This window comes from Pseudomonas sp. KCJK9058 (genome assembly GCF_046230975.1).
Lineage (GTDB): Bacteria > Pseudomonadota > Gammaproteobacteria > Pseudomonadales > Pseudomonadaceae > Aquipseudomonas > Aquipseudomonas alloputida.
Genome location: NZ_JBJJLR010000008.1, coordinates 91,145 through 116,059, shown reverse-complemented (window position 1 = coordinate 116,059; position 24,915 = coordinate 91,145). Strand labels below are relative to the sequence as shown.

Annotated in this window: 19 protein-coding genes; 10 read left to right on the top strand and 9 right to left on the bottom strand. The window is 63.1% G+C overall.

Translation table 11 applies throughout. The features are described from left to right. The first annotated feature begins 115 nt into the window (after window positions 1–115). Together ACK59Z_RS07530 and ACK59Z_RS07525 are read left to right on the top strand one after the other, a co-directional pair. Window positions 116–1,945 carry an SLC13 family permease gene (locus tag ACK59Z_RS07530; protein WP_108190554.1) on the top strand — a complete coding sequence of 610 codons (1,830 nt, stop codon included), beginning with the start codon at window positions 116–118 and terminating at the stop codon, window positions 1,943–1,945. Window positions 1,946–2,082: 137 nt separating this feature from the next. Further along, a complete protein-coding gene (locus tag ACK59Z_RS07525; protein ID WP_108190555.1) occupies window positions 2,083–3,507 on the top strand; it encodes a GGDEF domain-containing protein in 1,425 nt (474 codons plus the stop codon). A 1-nt stretch (window position 3,508) separates the two neighbouring features. On the opposite strand, the gene ACK59Z_RS07520 is transcribed toward ACK59Z_RS07525, so the two are convergent. Next, complete coding sequence (locus ACK59Z_RS07520) at window positions 3,509–4,270, bottom strand: TSUP family transporter (protein ID WP_003251098.1); 762 nt, start codon at window positions 4,268–4,270, stop codon at window positions 3,509–3,511. Between the two features lie 98 nt (window positions 4,271–4,368). Here ACK59Z_RS07520 and ACK59Z_RS07515 point away from each other — a divergent pair, with 98 nt between their 5' ends. Both ACK59Z_RS07515 and ACK59Z_RS07510 read left to right on the top strand, forming a co-directional pair. Then, window positions 4,369–5,274 (top strand): LysR substrate-binding domain-containing protein, encoded by a 906-nt coding sequence (locus tag ACK59Z_RS07515; protein WP_409292719.1) that lies wholly within the window; start codon window positions 4,369–4,371, stop codon window positions 5,272–5,274. 911 nt (window positions 5,275–6,185) lie between these two features. After that, window positions 6,186–6,371, top strand: coding sequence for a hypothetical protein (locus ACK59Z_RS07510; RefSeq protein WP_020192496.1), 186 nt, complete (start codon window positions 6,186–6,188; stop codon window positions 6,369–6,371). 171 nt (window positions 6,372–6,542) lie between these two features. Here the strand turns inward: ACK59Z_RS07510 and ACK59Z_RS07505 are convergent, their stop codons facing one another. The 6 genes from ACK59Z_RS07505 to nicC all read right to left on the bottom strand — a co-directional run bounded on the left by ACK59Z_RS07505 (window position 6,543) and on the right by nicC (window position 12,871). Continuing rightward, window positions 6,543–7,835, bottom strand: coding sequence for an OprD family porin (locus ACK59Z_RS07505; protein WP_108190556.1), 1,293 nt, complete (start codon window positions 7,833–7,835; stop codon window positions 6,543–6,545). 139 nt (window positions 7,836–7,974) lie between these two features. After that, on the bottom strand, window positions 7,975–9,288 hold the full coding sequence (locus ACK59Z_RS07500; RefSeq protein WP_003251108.1) for an MFS transporter: 1,314 nt from the start codon (window positions 9,286–9,288) through the stop codon (window positions 7,975–7,977). A 208-nt stretch (window positions 9,289–9,496) separates the two neighbouring features. Continuing rightward, the gene (locus ACK59Z_RS07495) at window positions 9,497–10,138 is read right to left on the bottom strand and encodes an N-carbamoylsarcosine amidohydrolase (protein WP_003251109.1); all 642 of its coding nucleotides are present in this window, start codon (window positions 10,136–10,138) and stop codon (window positions 9,497–9,499) included. Between the two features lie 15 nt (window positions 10,139–10,153). After that, window positions 10,154–10,906, bottom strand: a complete 753-nt coding sequence (locus ACK59Z_RS07490) for a maleate isomerase (protein WP_003251112.1) — start codon at window positions 10,904–10,906, stop codon at window positions 10,154–10,156. A 13-nt stretch (window positions 10,907–10,919) separates the two neighbouring features. Next, complete coding sequence (gene nicD / locus ACK59Z_RS07485) at window positions 10,920–11,726, bottom strand: N-formylmaleamate deformylase (RefSeq protein WP_108190557.1); 807 nt, start codon at window positions 11,724–11,726, stop codon at window positions 10,920–10,922. Next, a complete protein-coding gene (gene nicC, locus ACK59Z_RS07480) occupies window positions 11,723–12,871 on the bottom strand; it encodes a 6-hydroxynicotinate 3-monooxygenase (protein WP_108190558.1) in 1,149 nt (382 codons plus the stop codon). Before nicC ends, nicD begins: the two co-directional genes overlap by 4 nt. 321 nt (window positions 12,872–13,192) lie before the next feature. Here nicC and ACK59Z_RS07475 point away from each other — a divergent pair, with 321 nt between their 5' ends. From ACK59Z_RS07475 to ACK59Z_RS07460, 4 genes are all read left to right on the top strand, one after another. Then, the gene (locus tag ACK59Z_RS07475) at window positions 13,193–14,245 is read left to right on the top strand and encodes a 2,5-dihydroxypyridine 5,6-dioxygenase (RefSeq protein WP_004577272.1); all 1,053 of its coding nucleotides are present in this window, start codon (window positions 13,193–13,195) and stop codon (window positions 14,243–14,245) included. 70 nt (window positions 14,246–14,315) lie between these two features. After that, on the top strand, window positions 14,316–14,792 hold the full coding sequence (locus ACK59Z_RS07470; protein ID WP_003251120.1) for a MarR family winged helix-turn-helix transcriptional regulator: 477 nt from the start codon (window positions 14,316–14,318) through the stop codon (window positions 14,790–14,792). A 973-nt stretch (window positions 14,793–15,765) separates the two neighbouring features. Then, window positions 15,766–16,239 carry a (2Fe-2S)-binding protein gene (locus ACK59Z_RS07465; protein ID WP_108191740.1) on the top strand — a complete coding sequence of 158 codons (474 nt, stop codon included), beginning with the start codon at window positions 15,766–15,768 and terminating at the stop codon, window positions 16,237–16,239. Continuing rightward, window positions 16,236–19,799 carry a molybdopterin cofactor-binding domain-containing protein gene (locus ACK59Z_RS07460; RefSeq protein WP_108191739.1) on the top strand — a complete coding sequence of 1,188 codons (3,564 nt, stop codon included), beginning with the start codon at window positions 16,236–16,238 and terminating at the stop codon, window positions 19,797–19,799. Before ACK59Z_RS07465 ends, ACK59Z_RS07460 begins: the two co-directional genes overlap by 4 nt. A 3-nt stretch (window positions 19,800–19,802) precedes the next feature. On the opposite strand, the gene ACK59Z_RS07455 is transcribed toward ACK59Z_RS07460, so the two are convergent. Then, the gene (locus tag ACK59Z_RS07455) at window positions 19,803–20,441 is read right to left on the bottom strand and encodes a TetR family transcriptional regulator (protein ID WP_029380564.1); all 639 of its coding nucleotides are present in this window, start codon (window positions 20,439–20,441) and stop codon (window positions 19,803–19,805) included. A 295-nt stretch (window positions 20,442–20,736) separates the two neighbouring features. Beyond that, on the bottom strand, window positions 20,737–21,387 hold the full coding sequence (locus ACK59Z_RS07450) for a methyl-accepting chemotaxis protein (protein WP_375135894.1): 651 nt from the start codon (window positions 21,385–21,387) through the stop codon (window positions 20,737–20,739). Window positions 21,388–23,293: 1,906 nt separating this feature from the next. On the opposite strand from ACK59Z_RS07450, the gene ACK59Z_RS07445 reads away from it, so the two are divergent. Then, window positions 23,294–23,989: a 3-oxoacid CoA-transferase subunit A gene (locus ACK59Z_RS07445; RefSeq protein ID WP_003251128.1), complete on the top strand. Its 696-nt coding sequence runs from the start codon at window positions 23,294–23,296 to the stop codon at window positions 23,987–23,989. Window positions 23,990–23,997: 8 nt separating this feature from the next. Then, window positions 23,998–24,639 (top strand): 3-oxoacid CoA-transferase subunit B, encoded by a 642-nt coding sequence (locus tag ACK59Z_RS07440; protein WP_003251131.1) that lies wholly within the window; start codon window positions 23,998–24,000, stop codon window positions 24,637–24,639. Window positions 24,640–24,915 lie beyond the last annotated feature (276 nt).

Sequence of the window (24,915 nt, the reverse complement as noted above, 5' to 3'; positions counted from 1 at the left end):
GGAGGGCCGCATAGCGGCCCTTTTTGTTGCAGCACATCAACACCCCCTTCACGACAAGCTGGCACACTGACTGCTACTGTCTATCGTGCCCCGTGTGAAGGAACACCCCCTCCCCATGAACCATGAGTTGCTCTGGGTCCTCGGCCTGCTGGCCATCGTGATTACCCTGTTCGTCATCAACCGCCCACGCATGGACGTGGTCGCGCTGCTGGTGATTCTCGCCCTGCCACTACTCGGCATCCTTACCGTGGAACAGGCCCTGGCCGGGTTCAGCGACCCCAACGTGGTGCTGATCGCCGCCCTGTTCGTGATTGGTGAAGGCTTGGTGCGTACCGGCATTGCCTATCGCATCGGCGAATGGATGAGCGAGCGGGCCGGCAATAGCGAGGCGCGCCTGCTGGTACTGCTGATGGTGGCGGTGGCCGGGCTGGGATCGATAATGAGCTCCACCGGCGTGGTGGCCATTTTTATCCCGGTGGTGCTGAGCATCGCTGCGCGCCTGCAGCTCTCACCCAGCCGCCTGATGATGCCACTGGCTTTTGCCGGCCTCATCAGTGGCATGCTCAGCCTGGTCGCCACACCGCCCAACGTGGTGGTGCACAGCGAGCTGGTACGCCATGGCGAAGCAGGGTTCAGCTTCTTCAGCTTTACCCCGTTTGGCCTGGTGGTGCTGGTGCTGGGCATCGGGTACATGCTGCTGACCCGCCACTGGCTCAACGGTGAAGTGCGCAAGGACGGCCGGGTGGAAAGCCGCCGCACCTTGCTGGACCTGGTCCTGGACTACAAGCTCAACGGCCGTGAACGACGCCTGCGCATCCGCCCTCAGTCGCCGCTGATCGGCCACAACCTTGGCGAGCTGAAACTGCGCACCAGACACGGCGCCAACGTGATCGGTATCGAGCGCCAACACAAGTTCACCACGCGCGTGATCGCGGCCGACTCGGGCACCGTACTGCATCAGGGCGACGTGCTGCTGCTCGACCTGTTCGCCAAGCATGACGACCTGCGCAGCCTGTGCCAAACCATGCACCTGGAGCCGCTGCACTTCAAGGCCGCCTACTTCATCGACCAGTCCCAGGATTTGGGAATGGCTGAGGTCTCGCTGCCACCCGGCTCGCAGTTGATCGGCAAGAGCATCCTCGAACTGGCGTTTCGCACCCGCTATGGCCTTAACGTGGTCGGCCTGCGCCGCGATCAGGCCGCTATCGAAGAGCAACTGGTGGAAGAAAAGCTGCGCCTTGGCGACACCCTGCTGGTGGTCGGCCCGTGGAAGGCGGTACGCCAGTTGCAGAGCAAGCCCAAAGACTTCCTGGTCCTGAGCCTGCCCGCCGAGATCGACCTGGTCGCACCAGCCCGCACCCGCGCACCGCAAGCGTTGCTTAGCCTGGCGGTAATGGTCGGGCTAATGGTCAGCGGCGCCGTACCCAATGTCATGGCAGCGCTGATCGGCTGCCTGCTGATGGGCGCAGGCCGTTGCATCGACATGAACAGTGCCTACCGCGCCATCCACTGGCAAAGCCTGGTGCTGATCGTGGGCATGCTGCCCTTCGCCCAGGCGCTGCAGAAAACCGGCGGCATCGACCTGGCGGTGGGTGGGCTGGTGAACGTGCTGGGGGATGCCGGCCCCAGCGCCATTCTTGCCTGCCTGTTCGCCGTCACCGCAGTGATCGGGCTGTTCATCTCCAACACCGCCACCGCCGTTCTGATGGCACCGGTGGCTGTCAGCACTGCAGTGCAGCTGGGCATGTCGCCCTACCCGTTCGCCATGACCGTCGCGCTGGCCGCGTCGGCGGCATTCATGACGCCGGTGTCATCGCCGGTCAACACGCTGGTGCTTGGGCCGGGGCAATACCGCTTTGCTGACTTCGTCAAGATTGGCGTGCCGTTCACCGTGCTGGTGATGCTGGTTACCGTCGTGATGGTGCCGTGGTTCTTCGGGTTGTGAGGAAAGCGGCCAGGAATAGAGGCAATTTGACATTATCGCAGCCAATCGCGGCAGATTGACATCAACCACCCTGACCCAACACACTGCGGGTAATTGTCCCAGGTGCTCTATCGCGTTGTCCTGGATTTCGTTTCCGCTTGCCGGTCGAGTTCATGGTTTTTCCAGCCCAATCGCGCGTGTTGCCTTATGTCGTTGTACTTGGCGTGACCTTCGCCCTCACCCTGGGCGGCATCCTGGCACGCCCGATCGAATCGCTGTCGCTATTCTGGCCAGTGAATGCGGTACTGGCCGGCGTACTCCTGCGCTACCCCCGTCAAGCCACGTTTACGGGCTTTTGCCTGGTGTGGCTGGCCATGGTGGGGGCCGACCTGCTGTGTGGCAGCGCCTGGGGGCCGGCTCTGTGGTTCAACCTGTGCAATCTTGGCGTGGTGGTCACCCTATGGCAGCTGATGTCGCGCTTGCCTCGCATGCACCGGCGCATGCGCAGCCCGCGTGGCGTGCTTAGCGTGTTCGCTGCCTGCGCCGCCGCTGCCATGGTGGCGGCCAGCATGGCAGCGGTAATGGCCGCACCGTGGTTCGAACAGTCGTTGCGCGCCACCTGGCTAGCCTGGTTCAGCGAACAGTTCTCGACCGGTGTGCTGGTACTGCCGGTGCTGCTTACAGCGCCCTCGGTGCGGGCCTTGGTGCGCGGCGGCGCGCAACCCATCCGCCTGGCGCCGTTGCTGGTGCTGCTGGCCTCGCTGGCATTCAGCATCGCCTTTGGTGGCCCTGGGGCCATTGCCTTCCCGATTGCCGCGTTACTGTGGTGTGCCTGGACCTACTCACCGTTCCTGGTTTCATTGCTGACGCTCACGGCCGGCAGTACGCTGATTGTGGCCGTGGCGCAAAACCTCATGCATTTCAGCGTGCCACAGAGCGAACCTGGGGTTACCACGCTGATGTCGGCGCGCCTGGGCATCGCCATGCTGGTGCTCGGGCCGCTGGTGGTGGCCTGCGTCAGCCAGGCCAACCGTAGCCTCATGGCCCGCCTGGCGCACCAGGCCACCGTCGATCACCTCACCGGTGTGCTCACCCGCAGCGCCTTCACACGCCGCGCCAACGCGCTGCTGGAGAGCCGCCAACAGCACGCCCAGGCGCTGCCGCTGACCCTGATGATGCTGGACATCGACCACTTCAAGTCAATCAACGATGCCCACGGCCATGCAGTCGGTGACCAGGTGCTGCGCCAATTCGCCAGCACCCTCCAGGACCAGCTGCACAACGATGAGCTGATCGCACGCCTGGGTGGCGAAGAATTCGTTGTCATCCTGCCCGGACTTGCGCCAGAGCGGGCCAACTTCATCGCCGAACGCCTGCGCCGCGCCATCCAAGACCTGCACGTGGTACAGGCCGACCAGCGTCTGCAGATTACCGTGAGTATCGGTGTGGCAGGCTGCGACGCGGACATGCCGGCCCCCAGCCTCGACGAACTGCTGGCGAGTGCCGACCAGGCGCTGTACCGGGCCAAGGCCCGGGGCCGCAACCGCGTCGAACAGGCCGAAGTACAGCGCCTGGTGATCTGAACTAGCCGGCCAGCAGGTCCCACGACAGCTTGGCGATCAGCACACACAACAGCACCAGGAACAGCCCGCGGACAAACCCGGCACCCTTGCGTACCGCCAGCCAGGTACCGGTCAGCGCGCCGAGAATGTTGCACGCCGCCATGGGCAAGGCTATGGCGTACAGCACGTTGCCCGTCGGCACGAAGAACACCAGTGCCGCCAGGTTGGTGGCAATGTTCACCACCTTGGCCGAAGCCGAGGCGTGCAGGAAGTCCAGGGCGAAGAAGCGGATGAACAGGAAGATCAGGAAGCTACCGGTACCCGGGCCGAACAGGCCATCGTAGAAGCCGATAGCGCCGCCGATCAGCACTGCCAGGCACTGCTCCTTGCGGCCGACCTGGGCAGGTGTGTGCAAGGTGCCGAAGTCCTTCTTGCAGAAAGTGTAGACAGCCATCAGCACGATCAGCACCAGCACCGCCGGGCGCATCACGCTGGGGGGTACCAGCGACACCGTGGCGGCCCCCGCGAACGACATGACAAAGGCACTGAGTGCCGCCGGTACGATCAACCCCCAATCCAGCGTCACTTTACGGATGAACGAGCGGGCCGCGAAGGCCGTGCCGCACACGGACGCCAATTTGTTGCTGCCGAGCAATGCGGCCGGTTGCGCGGAGGGCAATACGTTGAACAAGGCCGGGATCTGGATCAGCCCGCCGCCACCCACCGCAGCGTCGATCAACCCAGCGGCGAAGGCGAACACAGAAAGCACAGCAATATCCATCATGACGCGGTTCCAGGCAGTGAAGACGCCTGCAAGGCTAATCAAAGTGGCACACTTGTGTTGAAATGCCATATTGCGATAAATGCAACGAGGAGCAGGCAATGGCACTGGACATGCTGCGGGAAATCCAAGCGTTCGTCAGCGTGGCACACAAGCGCAGCTTCATTGCTGCCGCCCGCGCCCTGGGGCGTTCACCCAGCGCAGTTACACGCGCGGTGCAAACCCTGGAAGACAATGCGGGAAGCAAACTGCTCAACCGCAACGCCAACGCCGTCACCCTGACCGAGGCCGGCGAGCGCTTGCTGCCGCATGCCGAACGCTTGCTGGATGTGCAACGCGATGCAGCCGACGAATTGGCCGCGCTCAGCGGCAGCGCCCAAGGCTGGATTCGCTTTGCCGCGCCGCAACTGCTGGGAGAGCATGTGCTACCGCAAGTGCTTGCCGAGTTTTCCCGCCGCCACCCTCAGGTGACCCTGGACGTGCAGTACAGCGACGAAGCCCTTGACCCGCTGCAAGGTAAATTCGATTTCGTGGTGCGCGGTGCCTTCCCGCAATCGAGCGAGCTTATCGGCTACCCGCTTTGGCCCTACCAGCGCCACCTGTATGCCAGCCCGGCATATCTGGCCCTGGCTGGCACACCGCAACACCCGGAAGACCTAGAGGGACACACCTTGATCCTGCATACCGCGCCACGCATCCTCAAGGCCTGGCACTTTTGCCACGATGACCAGATCACCAGCCTGCGCCCCAGGCCCAGGCTTCGCTTGGGCTCAGGAGGCGCGGTATACCACAGCACCCTGGCTGGCGCCGGCATCGCCCGCCTTGCCGCCTGGGTCGGCGAAGCACAGGTCAAGGCCGGCCGCCTGGTGCGGGTGTGTCCGCAGTACCGCCTGACGTCCAGCAGCGGCCAGGACCCACAGATGCACGCTGTGTACCCTGCCGGCGAGTTGCCGACGCGGGTACGTGACTTGCTGGCAGCCATACGCCGAGCCGGCCCGCTCCACTGAAACAGGCCATAAAACAACTGTTCAATTTCTGCTCAATTTAACAGAGCCCGCCGCGGGTCTGGCTTGCAGCACTTTATCCACAGACCTACCCACGTTTTTTGTGGACAGATTTCCCAGCGTAAAGAACGACTTATCGCACAAGCAGACACGCCGAATTGGCCAATTTGACCAGCTCGATCCACGCCTGCGTACCGCGCGTATCGACGCCAAGGCCAAACTCCACCGAATGCGCGGCGGCGGGAGCTAAACGAGGCTTCTGCACTTGAGAATGACTTGCACCTACTGCTGATCCAGCAGTGCAATCAAAGAGATTACCGGCCATTTGCCGATGGATTGGGCCCGTCGCTTGAAGTGGACGGGCCGCGCAGGGGAAAAAGCAGTGAACTCAGCTTGGCGGAATGGTGCCAAGAATACCAATCAGAATGGTCAGCAGCAGAAAACCACCCAGGAACAGCGCCAGCTTGCCCATTGGAACCTCTACAGTTGTGATGCGGGAATGGGCACATTGTCGAGCTTGGGCTGATACGGTTACAGATTCAGGTTTATGGAAAAAAAGCGGATCAGATGTGATGCGCAGATGCCGCTGGGGTGAATTGAGCCGCAGTGGTTGACGCTGAGCACCTGTCGCTCGCGGGCCGGGAATTGATACATGAAGTTTCTAAACACGCCTGCAGTACCTGCGTTAAGTGCGCTGCCCCTCGAAAGCGCCTGAACCCAGCCAATACGGTAGATTGAGCTTGTTTGGGAGGACACGATCTGAAACACGGCTTGTAGGATTGTTTACCGCACGCTGTAGGAAAGGGCGTTGCAATGAGTCTTGCCTGTATGAAACATCAGTTTCTCCGGCAAATTCGAGCTGCTACGGTCCATTTTTCCTACAACGGTACGGAAGCCTACAGCGTGAGAAAAGCATGGACTCGTTCAAAACCTCTGCACTGAAGTTGCAGAAAAATCTGCTTAACCTACGCGTTGAGCGTGAGCGCTTAAGAGGTGAAGGCAAGGACAAGGAAGCGGATCAACTCACTGGGCCGATCGCTCGGCTTGAGGAGGCCCTTCGGCAACTGCCAGATAACCTGAAGCCCGACACCTTGCAGTGACCTGCAAGGGCAATTGTCATGCTCCACAGCTCAAACCTACCCATCACCGTGCAGGAGCAGCCTTGCGCTGCGAAGAGGGCGGTCAGGCAAACGACTGCCTTAGGCCGTGATTGCTTCTTCGCAGCACAGGGTTGCTTCGGGAACCGAGCTGGCGCCGGGCCATCTACCCCCTCAGAACACCTTGATCGTGTAACTCAGAATCAAGCGGTTCTCATCGATATCTGTCCGGTAGTTGGAGCGCGCCATCACGTTGCGCACCCGTATCCCAAGCCCGGCCAACGGCCCGCTTTGCACCACGTAGGCCAGGTCCAGGTCACGCTCGCGGTCACGCCCTTCAAAGCCCAGCCCTGTTTCCACGTCTCGCCCCTTTACATAACGCAGGGTCGACGTCAGCCCCGGAAGCCCCAACGCGACAAAATTGTAATCATGGCGCACCTGCCACGAGCGTTCACCCGGTGCCGAGAACTCATAGGTCGGCAGCGTATTACCCATCGGGTTGGTGTTGGCGCCTACCTGGATAAAGCCGTCATCCCCGCCGATCTGCTGATAGCCCACATAGAAGGTATGCCCGCCGGTCTTGGCCGAGAACAGGCTGAACAGCGCATGGTTATCGTAGTCGCCAGCCACCTTGCTCCCGTCCTCGCGGGCATCGAAGTAACCGGCATTGACCCCCAGCGTCCAGCCCCCGATCGGCTCGGCATGCTTGAAGCTGTAGAAGCGCTGCTGGTAGATATCCTCCAACTGCGCCTGCCAGACACCGACGCTGGTACGGTTGTCGTTGAAGGCATAGTCGGCACCCACGTAGTTGAACCGGTCGCTGGTAAAGCGCGCCAGCCGCGCCGGGTTGATCGGGTCGTTGACCAGCGCGTACATCTTCTGGCTGTTGGACGAGTCGCGCAGGCTGGTGGAGCGGAACTGGCCGGCGCTCAGGGTCAACCCGGCGAACTCGCGCGACTCCAGCATCGTGCCCTGGTAAGTCGGCGGCAGCAGGCGCAAATCGCTGAACAGCAGCACCGGCAGGTTGGGCATCAACTCGCCCACCTTCAGCTCGGTTTGCGACACCTTGAACTTGATCGCCGCACCCAGGCGGCTGTATTCGTCCGCCGACTTGCCGCTGTCCAGGCTGGGCAGCAACCCGGACCGGGCATGTTCCGGGCTGCTGTCGAGCTTGAAACCCAGCAGGCCGGTAACATCCACACCCACGCCAACGGTGCCCTGGGTATAACCGGAGCTGGCATTGAGGATAAACCCCTGCGCCCATTCCTGGGTACGCGACTGGGTGCTGGCACCCTTGATATCGGCATAGTCGCGGCTGAAGAAGTAATTGCGCGCCTGCAGCGTGGCGCGGGCACCTTCGATGAAACCGGCCTCTTCTGCCGTGGCCTCTGCACACAAAGCGGCGGCAATACAACCGCCGGCCAGGCGTGCAGACGAAGAAAAACGCGGCGCAGTGAAACCTTGCATAAGGGCTACTCCTGGATTTGGGCAACAGCAACCCGGCGCGGCGGCACTGCATGGCCACCGGCGTGCGGGTTGCATCGAGAGAGGTCGGCAGGCGGGCCCCCGGCCCGCCTGCCCTGCCGTTGCGTGAAGCGCTGGGCCGCTAGCGGTTGACCAGCTTGGCCGGCAAGGCGATGACCAGGAAGCAGCTGAGGATCAGGCAGCCGGCAAACACCCACAGCGCAGCGTGCGAGGTGCCGGTGAGGTCGGTGACCACGCCCATCAGTGAGTTGCTCACCAGGCCGGCGATGTTGGCTACCGAACAGGCCAGGGCAAAGCCGGTGGCGGCTGCGGTGCCTTTGAGGAAGGTCGCCGGCAGGCTGAAGAACACCGGCACCGCGCCGATGATCGCCGCCGAGGCAATGGCGAACAGCACCACGGTCATCACCAGGTTCTGGCTGAACAAGGTGCTGCTGGCCATGGCGATTGCACCAATGATGAACGGCACGATGATGTGCCAGCGGCGCTCGCGGTGGCGGTCGGAGCTGGCCCCGATCATGAGCATGCCAGCCAGCGCGGCCAGGCTTGGAATGGCCGTGAGCAGGCCGATATGGAAGGTGTCGCTGACGCCCGCATCGCGGATGAAGGTCGGCATCCAGAAGCCCATCGCATAGGCGCTGAGCAGGATCGAAAAGTCGATACCACCGAGCATCCACACCTTAAGGTTGAAGAAGCCATCGCGGAAGCTGTGTTTGCTGTCCTTGCCCTCGGCATCGTCGGCGGCCAGGTCTGCCGCCAGTTGTGCCTTGTCGTCAGCCGACAGCCACTTAGCCTGCTGAAAATGGTTAGGCAATGCCCAGAACGTGAGGATGCCGAGCAAAACGCTGGGGATCGCCTCCAGCAGGAACAGCCACTGCCACCCATGCAAACCTTGAACCTGGTCGAAATGCCCCATGATCCAGCCAGAAATCGGCCCGCCAATCACGCTCGACAACGGCAGCCCGATCATGAACAGGGCAATGATGCGCCCGCGGCGATAGGTGGGGTACCACATGGTCAGGTAGTACAACACGCCTGGCAGGAAGCCGGCCTCGGCCGCACCCAGCAGAAAACGCAGGATATAGAACTGGGTGGTGCTGGTGACGAACATGGTGCAGGCCGACAGCAGGCCCCAGGTGATCATGATGCGGGCGATCCACAGCTTGGCGCCAACGCGCTGCAGGATCAGGTTGCTCGGTACTTCGAAGATGATGTAGCCGACGAAGAACAGCCCGGCACCCAGGCCATAGGCCGCTGTGCTGAACTGCAGGTCTTCGAGCATCTGCAGCTTCGCGAAGCCGACATTGATGCGGTCCAGATAAGCTGCGAGGTAGCAGAAACACAAGAAGGGGATGAGCCTCCAGGTGATCTTGCTGTACAGCGCTTTCGTGCCATGGTCGATGTCACTGTGGACCGTGGTTGCATTCGCAATTGGCATTTCCTGTCTCCTGGCGGGCGACTTTGTGGTTGTTTTAAGGCCAGCAGTTTTCGACGCGCCGGGCACGCCGCGCATTCTACGCGGCGGGCCTGGACAGCGCCTGAAGACCCCGAGTGCTCCTGCGGGGCGACCACCCGGACAGCAGGCGGTCATGGACGGGCTTCCCGCACCGGTCCTTGATTGTTATTGGATAGGCGCTGCCCGGCGTTCAGCCGGCCAGGTGCCTGAGTTGCTGCATGGCATCCTGCCGGGTGACGACATCGCCGTACTTGCTGTCGATGTCGAACAGGTTGGCTTCGTGCGGGTCGCTGTGGCGGTCACCGACACACTCGCGCACCACGATGGTTCGAAACCCGTGCTGCATGGCATCCACCGCACTGGCGCGGATGCAGCCGCTGGTCGAGCAGCCAGCCAGCACCACGGTATCTACCCCCTGTGCATGCAGCAGCGGGGCCAGGCTGGTGGCGAAGAAAGCGCTGGCGTACTGCTTGCTCAGCACCACCTCCCCTGCCTGTGGCGCAACGGCCTCGCAAAAGGCTGCCAGCGGGTTGCCTTCGACCATGTCCTTCATCACCGGCGCCTTGCGCACCCACACGCCGCCGTCAGCAAAATGCGGCGGCTGGTAACGGATGTTGGTATGCACCACCAAGGTACCGCAGTCGCGGGCCAGCGCCAGCAGGCCGGCGGCCTGCTCGACCGCTGCGACCACGCCCGGGGCGTACAGCGGTGCGCCCGGGGTGGTGTAGCCCTGCATGAAGTCGATCATCAGCAGGGCCGGCTTGCGGCCAAAGCCGATGCGCTGGCCCCACACACCCTGGTAGTTGTCACGGGCGCTTTGTGCGTCGCTCATGTCCGTCTCCCGATTTCAGTAGGCGCCCGACAGCAAGGCACCGGCGCCCGGCACGATCGGCTCCAGGTCCAGCGCCTTGAGCATGGCGTAGGTGGTAGCGATTGCAGCGGTGACCACCGGCTTGCCGGTTTGCGCCTCGACCTTGGCCACTGCCGGCAGCGATTGCATCTGCACGCACGCCGACAGCACCACCACATCGACGCCTTCAAGGTCCATGCCGGCGACGATGCCCGGCAGGTTGGCCGGGTCGTGACGGGCCACGGCGAGGTTGTCGGGGATTTCCAGCGCGCGCCAGTCCTGCACCTCGAAGCCTTCCTCGCGGATGTAGTTCACCACCAGCTCGGTCAGCGGCTTCATGTACGGTGCGACGATGGCAATGCGCTTGGCCTTCATCACATGCAAGGCCTCGACCAGCGCCCCGGCGCTGGTGATCACCGGTGCCAGCGCATCATTGTCGGCGGTGGCCTGCTGCAGGCGCTTTTCAGATTGGCGGTGATAGCCCAGCCCCATGGCCATGATCGCCACAAGGCAGGCATAGCCCAGCACATCGACCTTGGCGTCAGACAGCTCCACTGCGCAGCGGTCGGACTCGGCGTCCATCGCGGCCAGTTCTTCCTTCTTCACCTGCTTCATGCGCATGCGGCTGGAATGGAAGGTGAACCGCTCGGGGCGGATCGCCTGGCGTGCGTTGAGCATCGCCGGAATTTCGGTTTCCATGGTGGTGTTCGAACTCGGCACGATCTGGCCGATGCGGTATAGCTGGGTCATGTCTCGTGCTCCGTCAGACGAGGGGGTGGTCGAGGAAGTCGCCAAAGGCGGCGAAGAAACCGTCCAGGTCATCCCAGGGAATCATGTGGCCGGCGTTGTCCACGTACGCGACCTGAATATCCGGCTTTAGCTCGCGCATTTCAGCAATGTCACGGGGCTCGATCACTCCCCCCCGCCCAGCCACCATCAGCAATGCCGGCTGGCGCACTGCGGGCAGGTACTGGTGGATATCGACCTCGTGGAAATCGTCGAAGGCCCGCACGATCGCCGGCTCGTAGCAGGTGTGCAGCCACTCGGCACGCAGGGCCACCTGCTCGTCGCTCCAGGTGGCACAGAAGGCGCGCATGTCATCGCCGCTCATGCCAACCGTGGCTTGGCGGATCGAATCAACGTACCACGGCAACTTGCTCGGGTAGGCGCGGCGGCCCGGACCGGACACCGGTGGGTCGACCAGCACCAGCCGCTGCAGTCCCGGTGCCCCTTGGGCGGCAGCGCGGATGGCAAAACGCGCCCCCATCGAGTGCCCGACCAGATGGTAGCCATCCAGGCCCAGCGCGGCGGCAAAGGCGGGAATATCCGCAGCACAAGCGTCGGTGCCGTAGTCCAGTTCGGGGCCGCTTGAAGACAAGCCGCGCCCGCGCACATCCAGCACATAGGTGTCGAAATACTGCCCAAGGCGCTCGGCAACAAAGCCCCAGGTGATCGCTGGGCTGGTGATGCCCGGCACCAGGATCAGCGCATGGCCCTTGCCGCCATAGCGCAGGTAATGCTGGCGGATGCCATTCGCGCTCACGTTACCGCCAGCGACGAAGGTGCTCATGCCGCCTCCCCGCTTTCAAGCTGCTGCCCATAGAGGTCGTAGCCGTAAACCCAGGCTGGGTCTTCCTGGGTGTAGAGCCAGGTGTTGGCGTTGGATACCGATTGCACCTGCGATGCCCGCTCTTTACGGTTGGCCTCGTAGAGGGCGAACGCCGTGCGGTGGTCGGACAACCCGGTCTCCTGCAGGCAGCGGGTCAGCATGGCCGCGTCCTCGATGGCCATGCACGCGCCCTGGGCCATGTGCGGTTTCATCGGGTGGCAGGCGTCGCCCAGCAGCACCAGGCGGCCACGGCTCCACAACGGCAACGGGTTGCGGTTGCGCAGCGGCCACTTGGTAATCGATTCGGTAGCGTCGATCAGCTTCTGTACGGTGGGGTGGTAGCCTTCGAAGGCTGCGCGCATTTCTTCCTGGCTGCTGTCGACGAACGCACCCTGGAAGTCCCAGGCTTCATGTGGCACGCCGGTGACGAAGTAATACTCGTCGCGCTTGCCGGTGGTGTAGTAGACCATCATGTGGCGGTCTTCGGACCACCATTTGACGCAGGGCTCGAACACATCGGCATGCGGTGCCAGGTTCACCCCGCGAATCAGTGCACGGTGCGCGACCCAGCCGCTGTAGATCGGCGCTTCAGCCCCCAGCAACGCTTCACGGATCTTCGAATGGATGCCGTCGGCCCCAATGACGATGTCGGCCACGGTGTGGGTGCCATCGGCAAAGTCCAGGCGTACCCGATCACCTTCGTCGACGATCTTTTCCAGGCGCTTGCCGAAGTGCACGGTGCCCGGCTGGATGGCCTCGATCTGCAGGGCGTGCAGGTCGCCACGGTGGATGGTGATGTAAGCGGCGCCGTATTCGCGGCGGGCAAACTCGCCCAGCGGAATGCGCGACAGGTAATCACCGGTATTGCCGTCGCGGCTGAACCAGAAGTCCGGGTGCGAGCCCATCAGCTCCAGCTTCTGCTCCAGCCCCATGCGGCGGAAGATTTTCATCACGTTAGGGCCGATATGAATGCCCGCGCCCAGGCGGGTGAACGCCGGAGCCTGTTCGAATACCTCGACATCGAACCCGGCCTGTTGCAGCAACGTGGCGGCGGCTGCCCCACCCAGACCTGCACCGACGATTGCGATTTTCTGCCTACCCCGCATGGGTATGTCTCCTCTTGTTCTGATAGGTGGCCAGCGGTTCAACCGCCTGACGATTTAGAGCGTATACGCTACAAATAACCTTTGAAAAGAGCCCGCTGAAAATATTTTTCAAACAGCTGATCGAAACAACACTCGGCTGATTGTTACCGTAAATACTGGGTGATGTGTGGATATGTAACGTTTGAACAGATAACTTGCGCTCGCTGGCAGGATGCGTTTTCATCTGCAAAAGTAGGGTGTACACACTATTATTTTGCACCGAGATGAAGCACCAGGCACTGCCATGGTGCGCCCCTGTCAACGCCACCCAGGAGAACCCCGATGCCGGTGAGCAATGCACAACTGACCCAGATGTTCGAGCACGTACTGAAGCTGTCTCGCGTGGACGAAACGCAGAGCGTGGCCGTGCTCAAGAGCCACTACTCCGACCCGCGCACGGTCAACGCCGCCATGGAGGCCGCCCAGCGTTTGAAGGCCAAGGTGTATGCGGTAGAGCTGCCGGCGTTCAACCACCCGACCGCCATGGGCAACGACATGACGGCCTACTGCGGCGACACCGCGCTGACCGGCAACCTGGCGGCGCAGCGGGCGCTGGAAGCCGCCGACCTGGTCGTCGACACCATGATGCTGCTGCACTCACCCGAGCAGGAGCAGATTCTCAAGACCGGCACGCGCATCCTGCTGGCCGTGGAACCACCCGAGGTACTGGCGCGCATGCTGCCGACCGAAGACGACAAACGTCGGGTGCTGGCTGCCGAAACCCTGTTGAAACAGGCGCGCAGCCTGCATGTGCGGTCCAAGGCCGGTAGCGACTTCCACGCCCCGCTCGGCCAGTACCCGGCCGTGACTGAGTACGGCTATGCCGACGAACCGGGGCGCTGGGACCACTGGCCCAGCGGCTTTCTGTTCACCTGGCCGAACGAGGACAGCGCCGAGGGCACGCTGGTGCTGGACGTGGGCGACATCATCCTGCCGTTCAAGAACTATTGCCGCGAGCGCATCACCCTGGAAATCGAAAAAGGCTTCATCACCGGCATACATGGCGGCTTCGAGGCCGAGTACCTGCGTGACTACATGAAGTACTTCAACGACCCCGAGGTATACGGCATCTCGCACATAGGCTGGGGCCTGCAGCCGCGCGCGCAATGGACGGCCATGGGCCTGCACGACCGCAACGACGGCATGTGCATGGATGCCCGTGCGTTCTACGGCAACTTCCTGTTCTCCACTGGCCCCAACACCGAGGTCGGCGGCAAGCGCAAGACCCCGTGCCACCTGGACATCCCGCTGCGCAACTGCGATATCTACCTGGATGACAAGGCGGTCGTGCTGGCCGGCGACGTGGTTGCACCAGAGGAGTCGCGAGCGCGATAGGGGTTATACTGGCCGGGCGCTCCGCTATTGGCGGCCGGCCAGCCTCTTTCCACCCAGCCCAAGCCATCCTATGTCGAAAAAAACCACCCCCAGCAGCGCCCCGCTCGACAACACCCCCTACGACGTTACCGAACAGGTCGGGCACTTGCTGCGCAAGGCCTACCAGCGGCACACGGCGATTTTCCAGCAACAGGCTTGCGACCCGCAGCTTACCTCGATCCAGTTCGTCACGCTGTGCGCCCTGCGCGACCACGGCCCCAGCTCCCAGGCTGAGCTGATCAAGGCCACCGCGGTGGACCAGGCAACCATCCGCGGCATCGTCGAGCGCCTGAAGGCCCGTGAGCTGGTGCAGCTTTCGCCAGACCCAGGCGACCGGCGCAAGGTCATCGTCGAACTCACCGAAAGCGGCGCGGCATTGCTCGATGCAATGATCCCCTGCGCCCGGCAGATCAGCGAACTGAGCATGGGCAGCTTGAATGCCGGCGAACGTGTAGCCATTTTGTACTTGCTGCGCAAGATGATCGACAGCGACGAAAACGCGGGCTGAAATTTGTTGTGACTGCCGCGGTGGCCGTCACAGATACGCGGCCTGAGAGATCGAGCGGATCGGGAGCAAGCTCGCTCACATTGGACACGCATCGGTAGTTGGACACAGGCCGCCGTAGGAGCGGGTTCACCCGCGAATGGGCCGGTCCTGCTAGCCAATCTCCACCCGCCGATCACCGTTACCGCCGCCACCGTATTCGCGGGTAAACCCGCTCCTACACACACATCGGGGTTCGGCACAGGCCGTCGTAGGAGCGGGTTCACCCGCGAATGGGCCGGGCCTGCTGGCCAATTTACACTTGCCGTTCACCGTTGCCGTCGCCACCGTATTCGCGGGTAAACCCGCTCCTACACACGCATCGGGGGTTCGGCACAGGCCGTCGTAGGCGCGGGTTTACCCGCGAATGGGCCGGGCCTGCTGGCCAATTTACACTTGCCGTTCACCGTTGCCGCCGCCACCGTATTCGCGGGTAAACCCGTTCCTACACACGCATCGATGGTTGGGCACAGGCCGTCGTAGGCGCGGGTTTACCCGCGAATGGGCCGGGTCTGCTGGCCAATTTACACTTGCCGTTCACCGTTGCCGTCGCCACCGTATTCGCGGGTAAACCCGCTCCTACACACGCATCGGGGGTTCGGCACAGGCCGTCGTAGGAGCGGGTTTACCCGCGAAAGGGCCGGGCCTGCTGGCCAATCTCCACCCGCCGATCACCGTTGCCGCCGCTACCGTATTCGCGGGTAAACCCGCTCCTACACACACGCATCGGGGGTTCGGCACAGCGCGATGCGCCGCGCGGGCGGCGCTCGATTTCCCGGGCGCCGACAATCTTCCTCCCTGCCCCCACCACAGCGCTCTGCAAATTCATCCCTGGCCTGCTTCTTGCTCACTCATTTCATGTAGTGAGTACTTACCGAAACGCTCGCGTCATTTGAGTCCTTTGGTAGCGCAAGCAACCTCCAGAGATGAGCCAATAATGCAAACAACCATCTCCCTGCAGGTCAACGGCCAGCCCGTCGAAGTCAGCGCCATGCCTGACACCCCGCTGCTGCTGATCCTGCGCAACGACCTGTGCCTGAACGGCCCCAAGTACGGCTGCGGCCTGGGCGAATGTGGGGCGTGTACGGTGATCATCGATGGCGTGGCCGCCCGCTCCTGCGTCATCCCCTTGGCCGGCGCCGCCGGCCGCGATATCACCACCCTCGAAGGGCTGGGCAGCAAGGCCGCGCCGCACCCGGTGCAACAGGCGTTCATCGATGAGCAAGCGGCCCAGTGTGGTTACTGCATGAACGGCATGATCATGACTGCCAAGGCCCTGCTCGATCGCATTCCCGAGCCCAGCGACGAACAGATTCGCAATGAGCTGTCCGGCAACCTGTGCCGCTGTGGCACCCACGTCGAAATCCTGCGCGCCGTGCGCCGCGCTGCCGAGACCCGGAGAAAGCCATGAACCACTCACAACAGGTGCCCAGCCGCGACCAAATGCTGGCCAAGACCGGCGTGTTGCTGATCGTCGACCAGATCACCCCACCCTCAGGCCCTGTGGCCAAGGGCGTGACACCTGCAGTCAAGGAACGTGAGCTGGCGCTGTTCATCGCGGTCAGCGACGACGGCATGGTCTACGCCTTCAATGGCCATGTCGACCTGGGCACTGGCATCCGCACCTCGCTGGCGCAAATCGTCGCCGAAGAGCTGGACCTGCGCATGGACCAGGTGCACATGGTGCTGGGCGACACCGAGCGGGCACCCAACCAGGGCGCGACCATTGCCAGCGCCACCCTGCAGATTTCCGCCGTGCCCTTGCGCAAGGCTGCGGCCACCGCGCGGCGCTACCTTTTGCAACAGGCTGCACAACGGCTCGGCTGCGAGGTCCAGGCCCTGCGCATTGAAGAAGGCACTGTGGTCGACGGCAACGGCAACACCCTGAGCTTCGCCGAACTGGTGCAAGGTGATAACCAGTCACTGCGCATCGCCGACGATGCCCCACTGAAAGCCCTCGAGGACTACCGCCTGGTCGGGCGCAGCGCCGCACGGGTAGACATCCCTGGCAAGGCCACCGGCGAGCTGACCTATGTGCACGACATGCGCCTGCCCGACATGCTTCACGGTCGGGTCATCCGCCCGCCCTATGCCGGCCATGACAGCGGCGACTTTGTCGGCAACAGCCTGCTGGCGGTGGATGAATCCTCCATCGCCCATCTACCCGGCGTGGTCGCCGTGGTGGTCATCCGCGACTTCGTCGGCGTGGTGGCAGAGCGCGAAGAGCAAGCCATCCGTGCAGCCCATGAGCTGAAAATCAGCTGGAAGCCATTCACAGGCAAGCTGCCCGACCTTAGCGATGTCGCCCAGGCCATCCGCGACAACCCGCGCGTGCAGCGCACCGTGCTGGACCAGGGCGATGTCGACGGCGGCATCGCCAATGCCAGCCAGCGCCTGAGCCGCAGTTACCTGTGGCCGTACCAGCTGCACGCATCGATTGGCCCATCATGTGCGCTGGCCGACTTCACCGCAGGGCAGATCCGCGTGTGGTCAGGTACGCAGAACCCGCACCTGCTGCGCGCAGACCTGGCCTGGCTGCTGGCGTGCGACGAAGCACGCATCGAGATCATCCGCATGGAAGCAGCCGGCTGTTATGGCCGCAACTGCGCCGATGACGTGTGCGCCGACGCGGTGCTGCTGTCGCGTGCGGTGCAGCGCCCGGTGCGGGTGCAGCTGACCCGCGAACAGGAACACGTTTGGGAGCCCAAGGGCACCGCGCAGTTGATGGAAATCGACGGTGGCCTGAACGCCGATGGCAGCGTGGCTGCCTATGACTTCCAGACCAGCTACCCGTCCAATGGCGCGCCCACCCTGGCCCTGCTGCTGACTGGTGCCGTGGAACCGGTGCCGGCGCTGTTCGAGATGGGCGATCGCACGTCGATCCCGCCTTACGATTACGAACACATGCGCGTCACCATCAATGACATGACGCCACTGGTGCGTGCTTCATGGATGCGAGGTGTGTCGGCCATGCCCAACAGCTTCGCCCACGAGTCGTACATTGATGAGCTGGCCTTCGCCGCTGGCGTCGACCCGGTCGAATATCGCCTCAAGCACCTGTCCGACCCGCGCGCCATCGACCTGGTCAAAGCCACCGCTGAACGCGCGCAATGGCAGCCACATACCCGGCCCATGCAGACACAGGCCGAAGGTGATGTGCTGCGCGGCCGGGGTTTTGCCTATGCGCGCTATATCCACAGTAAATTCCCCGGCTTCGGCGCGGCCTGGGCAGCCTGGGTGGCTGATGTCGCAGTGGACCGGCGCACAGGCGAAGTCGCCGTCACCCGCGTGGTGATCGGCCACGATGCCGGCATGATGGTCAACCCCGAGGGCGTGCGTCACCAGATCCACGGCAACGTCATCCAGTCCACCAGCCGGGCGCTCAAGGAGCAGGTCAGCTTCGAAGAGTCGACGGTGGCGAGCAAGGAATGGGGCGGCTACCCGATCCTGACCTTCCCCGAGGTGCCAGCTATCGACGTAATGATGCTGCCGCGCCAGCACGAGCCGCCAATGGGCAGTGGCGAGTCAGCCTCGGTACCCAGCGCAGCGGCCATCGCCAATGCCATTTTCGACGCCACCGGCATTCGTTTTCGCGAGCTGCCGATCACTGCCGAACGCGTGCGCGCTGCGCTCGGTGGCGAAGGCCAAGGGCCAGATGCCCCCGCGCCAGCGCAGCCGTCAACCAAGCGTTCGAAGTGGTGGTTCGGCTCGCTGGCCGGAGTGTTCGGCGCCGCATTGGGCATGCTTGCCACCGCCTTGCCCTGGCGCGCCGAAATCGCCCCGGTAACGCCACCTGGTGTCGGCAGCTGGAGCGCCGCCATGCTCGAGCGCGGGCGCCAGGTGGCGGCGGCCGGCGACTGCGCCGTGTGCCATACGGTCGGCGGCGGCAAGGTCAATGCCGGGGGGCTGGCAATGGATACGCCTTTTGGCACGTTGTACAGCACCAATATTACCCCCGACCCAGAAACCGGTATCGGCCGCTGGTCCTTCGCTGCCTTCGAGCGGGCCATGCGCGAAGGTATCAGCCGCGATGGCCGGCACCTGTACCCGGCGTTTCCCTACACCTCGTTTCGCAACATCAACGACGCCGACCTGCAAGCGCTGTATGCCTACCTGATGTCGCAACCCCCGGTACGCCAGGAAGCGCCCGCCAACCAGATGCGCTTCCCGTTCAACCAGCGGGCGCTGATGGCCGGCTGGAATGCGCTGTTTCTGCAACGCGGCGAATACCAGCCCGACCCGCAGCGCAGCGCACAGTGGAACCGCGGTGCCTACCTGGTCGACGGCCTGGGCCACTGCACGGCCTGCCATTCGCCGCGCAACCTGATGGGCGCAGAAAAAGGCGGTAGCAGCTACCTTGCCGGCGGCATGGTCGATGGCTGGGAGGCCCCGGCCTTGAATGCCCTGGGCAAGTCATCGACGCCGTGGAGCGAAGACGAGTTGTTCAACTACCTCAGCACTGGCTTCTCCGAAAAACATGGCGTGGCGGCCGGCCCCATGGGCCCGGTGGTCAGTGAGCTTGCCACCCTGCCAAAAAGCGACGTGCGCGCTATCGCCCACTACCTCAGCTCCCTGGATGGCGAGCCGCAGGCACTGGCCGCCAATGCCGCGCCTCAGGTGGACTCGCCAGTGTCGCTGAGCAACGGCGAGCGGGTATTCAAAGGTGCATGCCTGGCCTGCCACAGTGATGGGCTGGGGCCGAAGCTGTTTGGCGTCAGCCCGTCGATGGCGGTCAACAGCAACGTCCATAGTGACCTGCCGGACAACCTGCTGCGCGTGGTGCTGCACGGCATTCCGACCCCGGCAACCCGCGACCTGGGCTACATGCCCGGTTTCAAGGACAGCCTGTCGGACCGCCAGGTAGCCGACCTCGCGGCCTACCTGCGCCATCGTTTTGCCGCCGACAAACCGGCCTGGCAAGGGCTGGCGTCCAAGGCTGCGCAGGTACGCGCCAACCCTGGCAGCCACTGAGGCTCAGCGGCGCAAGCCGCGCAGCGCAAGGTCACTGATGAAGGCCAGCCAATCGGCCTTGGCCTGCTTGTCCGCCAGGTCCACGGCCAGGAACGAGCTGAGCGTATGGCGGTTGGAGTTATAGAAATAGCAGAGCGAGGCAATCATCAGGTAGGCGTGGGTAATGCAGATATCGTCGCGGAACAGGCCCTTTACTTGTCCGGCCTCGATGATCGGCCGCAGCACGCCGACCGCCTCGCCGGACAGCGCCCTGAGGTTTTGCGACTTGCGCGCGTGCAAGCCCTGGTGAAGGTTTTCGGTGGCGAGGATGGTGACGAATTCGGGGTGGCGCACATAATAGTCCCAGATGAATGCCACCAGTTCGCGCAGGGCCTGCTCAGGGTCGGCGAGGTCGAGGCGCAGCTTCGCTTCGGCCTGGTTGAAGCTGGCATAGATGTGCTCCAGCACACTGATGAACAGCTTTTCCTTGCTGCCGAAGTAGTAATAGATCATCCGGTCGTTGGACTTGGCCAGCGTGGAGATCTGCTCGATGCGCCCGCCAGTGAAGCCTTCCTTGCTGAAGACCTTCACTGCGGCCTTGAGAATATTGTCCCGGGTGCGGTCGGCCTGCTGGGCGCGAACACCGGTTTTGCGAATTTGCATGTCGGTCCCTGTGGGGCTGGCCAGATAGCCAACACTGCCACAGACCTTGAGCCATTGCGCGGCTTTTTCGGCTGGGCTGATGGCGGAGATGGCGGAGATGGCGGAGATGGCGGACCGGCTCACACCAGCAGAGCCGCTACCATTGATCGTTTTGCTTTCTTCGCGGGCAAACCCGCCCTTCGTCCGCTACCGGCCTGGAAGTCAGCAGCCATCGGGGCTGGCTTGCACCTGATGAGTGGCACGTACAGCCAGCCGGATCATGACGGACTCCCGGGTTACCGGACAGGTGCGTTACTCAAGCAGCGACGCCTCGTTCGCCATCATCGCTGACTTCGAACTGCCCCACCAGCTTCTGCAACTTGCCAGCATCCACCTTCACCTTCTGCGCACTGCTTTGCAGCACCAGGGCGGTCTGGCGCATCTCGCTGGAGGACTGGTTGACCTGCTCGATCGTCTTGCCGTATTCCACGCTGCGACGGTTGAGCTGCTGGATGATGGCGAACATGCCCTCCACCGTCTGGTGCAGTTGCACATTTTCGGAAGACGCGTCCTCCGCCAGGCGCAGGCTGTTGTCGACATCCTGCACGCCCTGCTCCATGAAGCTTACCGCCTGCCGGGTTTCGCCCTGCAGGCTCTCGACCATATGGCGAATGTCGTCGGCGGCACGCGAGGTGCGTGCGGCCAGGCTGCGCACCTCGTCGGCCACCACCGCGAAGCCACGACCATGCTCCCCGGCCCGTGCCGCCTCGATAGCGGCATTGAGCGCCAGCAGGTTGGTCTGGTTGGTGATTTCGCTGATCAACCCGGTGATGTTGTCGATCTCGACCATGCGGCTGTCGAGCCGCTGCACGCTGGATGATGAGCGCGCCACCACATCGCGGATCGACTGGGTGCCCGCCTGCACCGCCTGGTACTGCGCGCGTGCGCGGCTGACCACTTCGTCCATGGCCTGTTTCATCTGCTCGGCGCTGACCGAGGCCTGCTGCAGTTCGCCGAGTTGCTCTTCCATGATGATCATCATCTGGTGCACGGCGTCGGCCACGTCGGCGGAGCTTACGCTGGCCTCCTGGCTGCGCCCGAGCATCATCTGGTTGGTGCTGCCAACCGTGCGACTGGCCTTGACCACCTGCCCGGCCACCGTGTCCAGGCGGTCGATGAAGCTGTTGATCCAGCGCGCCATGTCGCCGCTCTCATCATTGGCCAAGGTACTGGTATCCAGGCGCTGGCGCAGGTTGCCTTCACCCTCGGCGATGGTGCACAGCACACTGCTCATGCCATTCAACCTGGCGGCCAGGCGCTTGGGCCCGAGCACGCCGAACAACAAGGTGGCGCCCAGCATGCTCAAGGCCTCGATCGCGTCAGTCAGCCCTTGCGGCAGGCCTGCATAGTGCTGCACCCAGTAATTGCAGCCGAACAGCCCCGCCATGATCGCTACATAGGGTTTCATCAACCCGTAGCTCAGCGAACGCCGGCGATAGACCTCCTCTAGGTCTGCCTCGCACATCATGCCCCAGCGGTCGGGTGAGCCTGGCAACTGGAAGGTCACGCCCTTGCCCACCACTGGCACATGACGGTAGTCGGAATAGCCGGGGTAGGTCACGAACAGGTTGGCACCCCGCCTGATCGTCTCCCTCACGCCTGGGTGCAGTTCCCGCGTGGAAGGGTCGGTGAAACGAAGCTCCAGCTCGGTATGACGCTGGACCTGCACGGTGGTCCAGGGGGTGTGCACACCGTTCTTGAGGTTTTCGCCATGGGTGAAGGTGGCGTCCTCGAAGCGCGAGCGGGACAACGCGGTACCGGGCTGTATGCCAGGGTCGAAGCGCGATTGCGCCATGAACAGGTAGTTGTCGCCCGACTCGGGGTAAATGTGCCCTGCCTCGCGCTGGATCAGGTCACCCAGCACATCGTTGGGCACCCGCCCACACAAACAACCTAGCACTTTGCTCTCGTGCATCAGGGGCTGGTAGAACATCAACGTGACTTCGTCGTGGAAGCGCGAGGAAGACGGGCCGACCTGCAAGGTCAGCGGGTCGCTGTAGGGCCCGTGCAGAAACGGTGCTTTCAGCCCTTGCGCCAGGGCTGCCAAGTGCTCGATGCGTGGCGTGCCACGCTGGGGCCAGGTCGAAGCGATGACAATGCCGTGGGCATCGACGACAAACAGCTCGGAAAAGTCCTCAGCCTGGGCCAGCGTGTTGCGCAACATTGCGCTATCGACTTGAGCGAGCCCGGGCGCCACCTGCTCGGCCAGGTCGGCCAGGTGTTCCCACTGCTCGCGCACCCACTCATGCAGCAACTGCACGCGGGTCTGGGCGATGGCTTCGAACGTTTGCTCGACCTGCGGGTAACTGGCCCGATTAAGGCGGCACGCCCAGCCCATGCTGAATTTGCCGTTTTTGCCAAACCACGGCAGCCAACCCTTTTCACTCGACGATAACTGCATCGAACCACTGGAAAGCGACATTATCTTCACCATACGCGACATCGAATGGCAATCTGACAGCAAGTCGCACGCCAACGGCGGGAGGCGTGATTAATCGGCCATCCCGCGGAGTGGATGCACTTCATCAGTGCAAGGTGCCGACAGGTAAACCCCGGAGCGCACCAGACAGGGGCAAAAATGAGGGGTTTAAGCATTCAACTGAAATGAGACAAATAGCCTCCAGAACTGCTCGCAGATCGCACAACAGTTCGATAATCGCACAAATTCAGCCAAACCCTCTCTACTGTTGCCCTATCTTGCGGCACGCTATAGCGAAAGTCAGCAAGCCATTTCAAGTGCTGACAGGCCCCATCGCTTCACGCGCTCCGGCCAGCCCGACAACCACAACTCCAGGAACAACCAGGAGCTCGCCTTGATCAATAAAACGTACGAGTCCATCGCCAGCGCGGTGGAAGGGATCACCGACGGTTCGACCATCATGGTCGGTGGCTTCGGCACGGCTGGCATGCCGTCCGAGCTGATCGATGGCCTCATTGCCACCGGTGCCCGCGACCTGACCATCATCAGCAACAACGCCGGCAACGGCGAGATCGGCCTGGCCGCCCTGCTCATGGCAGGCAGCGTGCGCAAGGTGATCTGCTCGTTCCCGCGCCAGTCCGACTCCTACGTGTTCGACGAACTGTACCGCGCCGGCAAGATCGAACTGGAAGTGGTCCCGCAGGGCAACCTGGCCGAGCGTATCCGCGCCGCAGGCTCCGGCATTGGTGCGTTCTTCTCACCGACCGGCTACGGCACCCTGTTGGCCGAGGGCAAGGAAACCCGTGAGATCGACGGCCGCATGTACGTGCTGGAAATGCCGCTGCACGCCGACTTCGCACTGATCAAGGCGCACAAGGGTGACCGTTGGGGCAACCTGACCTACCGCAAGGCCGCCCGCAACTTCGGCCCGATCATGGCCATGGCTGCCAAGACCGCCATCGCCCAGGTCGACCAAGTCGTCGAACTTGGTGAACTGGACCCGGAACACATCATCACCCCGGGTATCTTCGTCCAGCGCGTGGTCGCCGTCACCGGTGCTGCCGCTTCTTCGATTGCCAAAGCTGTCTGAGGCCTGCCATGACCATCACCAAAAAGCTCTCCCGCACCGAGATGGCCCAACGCGTGGCCGCAGACATCCAGGAAGGCGCGTATGTAAACCTGGGTATCGGCGCACCGACCCTGGTGGCCAACTACCTGGGCGACAAGGAAGTGTTCCTGCACAGCGAGAACGGCCTGCTGGGCATGGGCCCAAGCCCTGCGCCGGGCGAGGAAGACGATGACCTGATCAACGCCGGCAAGCAGCACGTCACCCTGCTGACCGGTGGTGCCTTCTTCCACCATGCCGATTCGTTCTCGATGATGCGTGGTGGCCACCTGGACATCGCTGTACTGGGCGCCTTCCAGGTGTCGGTCAAGGGCGACCTGGCCAACTGGCACACGGGCGCCGAAGGTTCGATCCCGGCCGTAGGCGGTGCAATGGACCTGGCCACCGGCGCCCGCCAGGTGTTCGTGATGATGGACCACCTGACCAAGACCGGCGAAAGCAAGCTGGTGCCCGAGTGCACCTACCCGCTGACCGGTATCGCTTGCGTCAGCCGCATCTACACCGACCTGGCCGTACTGGAAGTGACACCTGAAGGGCTGAAAGTGGTCGAGATCTGCGCTGACATTGATTTTGACGAGCTGCAGAAGCTCAGTGGCGTACCGCTAATCAAGTAATCCAGAAAGCCAGCGGGGCTTTCCATGCCCACTGCGGCACTATCAACAGTGCCGCACAAGCGCTGCACGGCAGCCCCGGCAATTCGTGTATCCACGCTGAAATCCGGGGGCTGCTCCGCAGCCCTTTCGCGACACAAGGCTTGCGCTGTTTTCGCCAACCCGCGAAGGGGGCGCGCGGCGTTGAGGCCTCTCTTCCAACCGTTTGGGAGCTGAAAGACGTAGAGATCAGCCCAATGAGCCATCGAGCGAGAGCCAGACAGCGGCGTGCAAAATCCC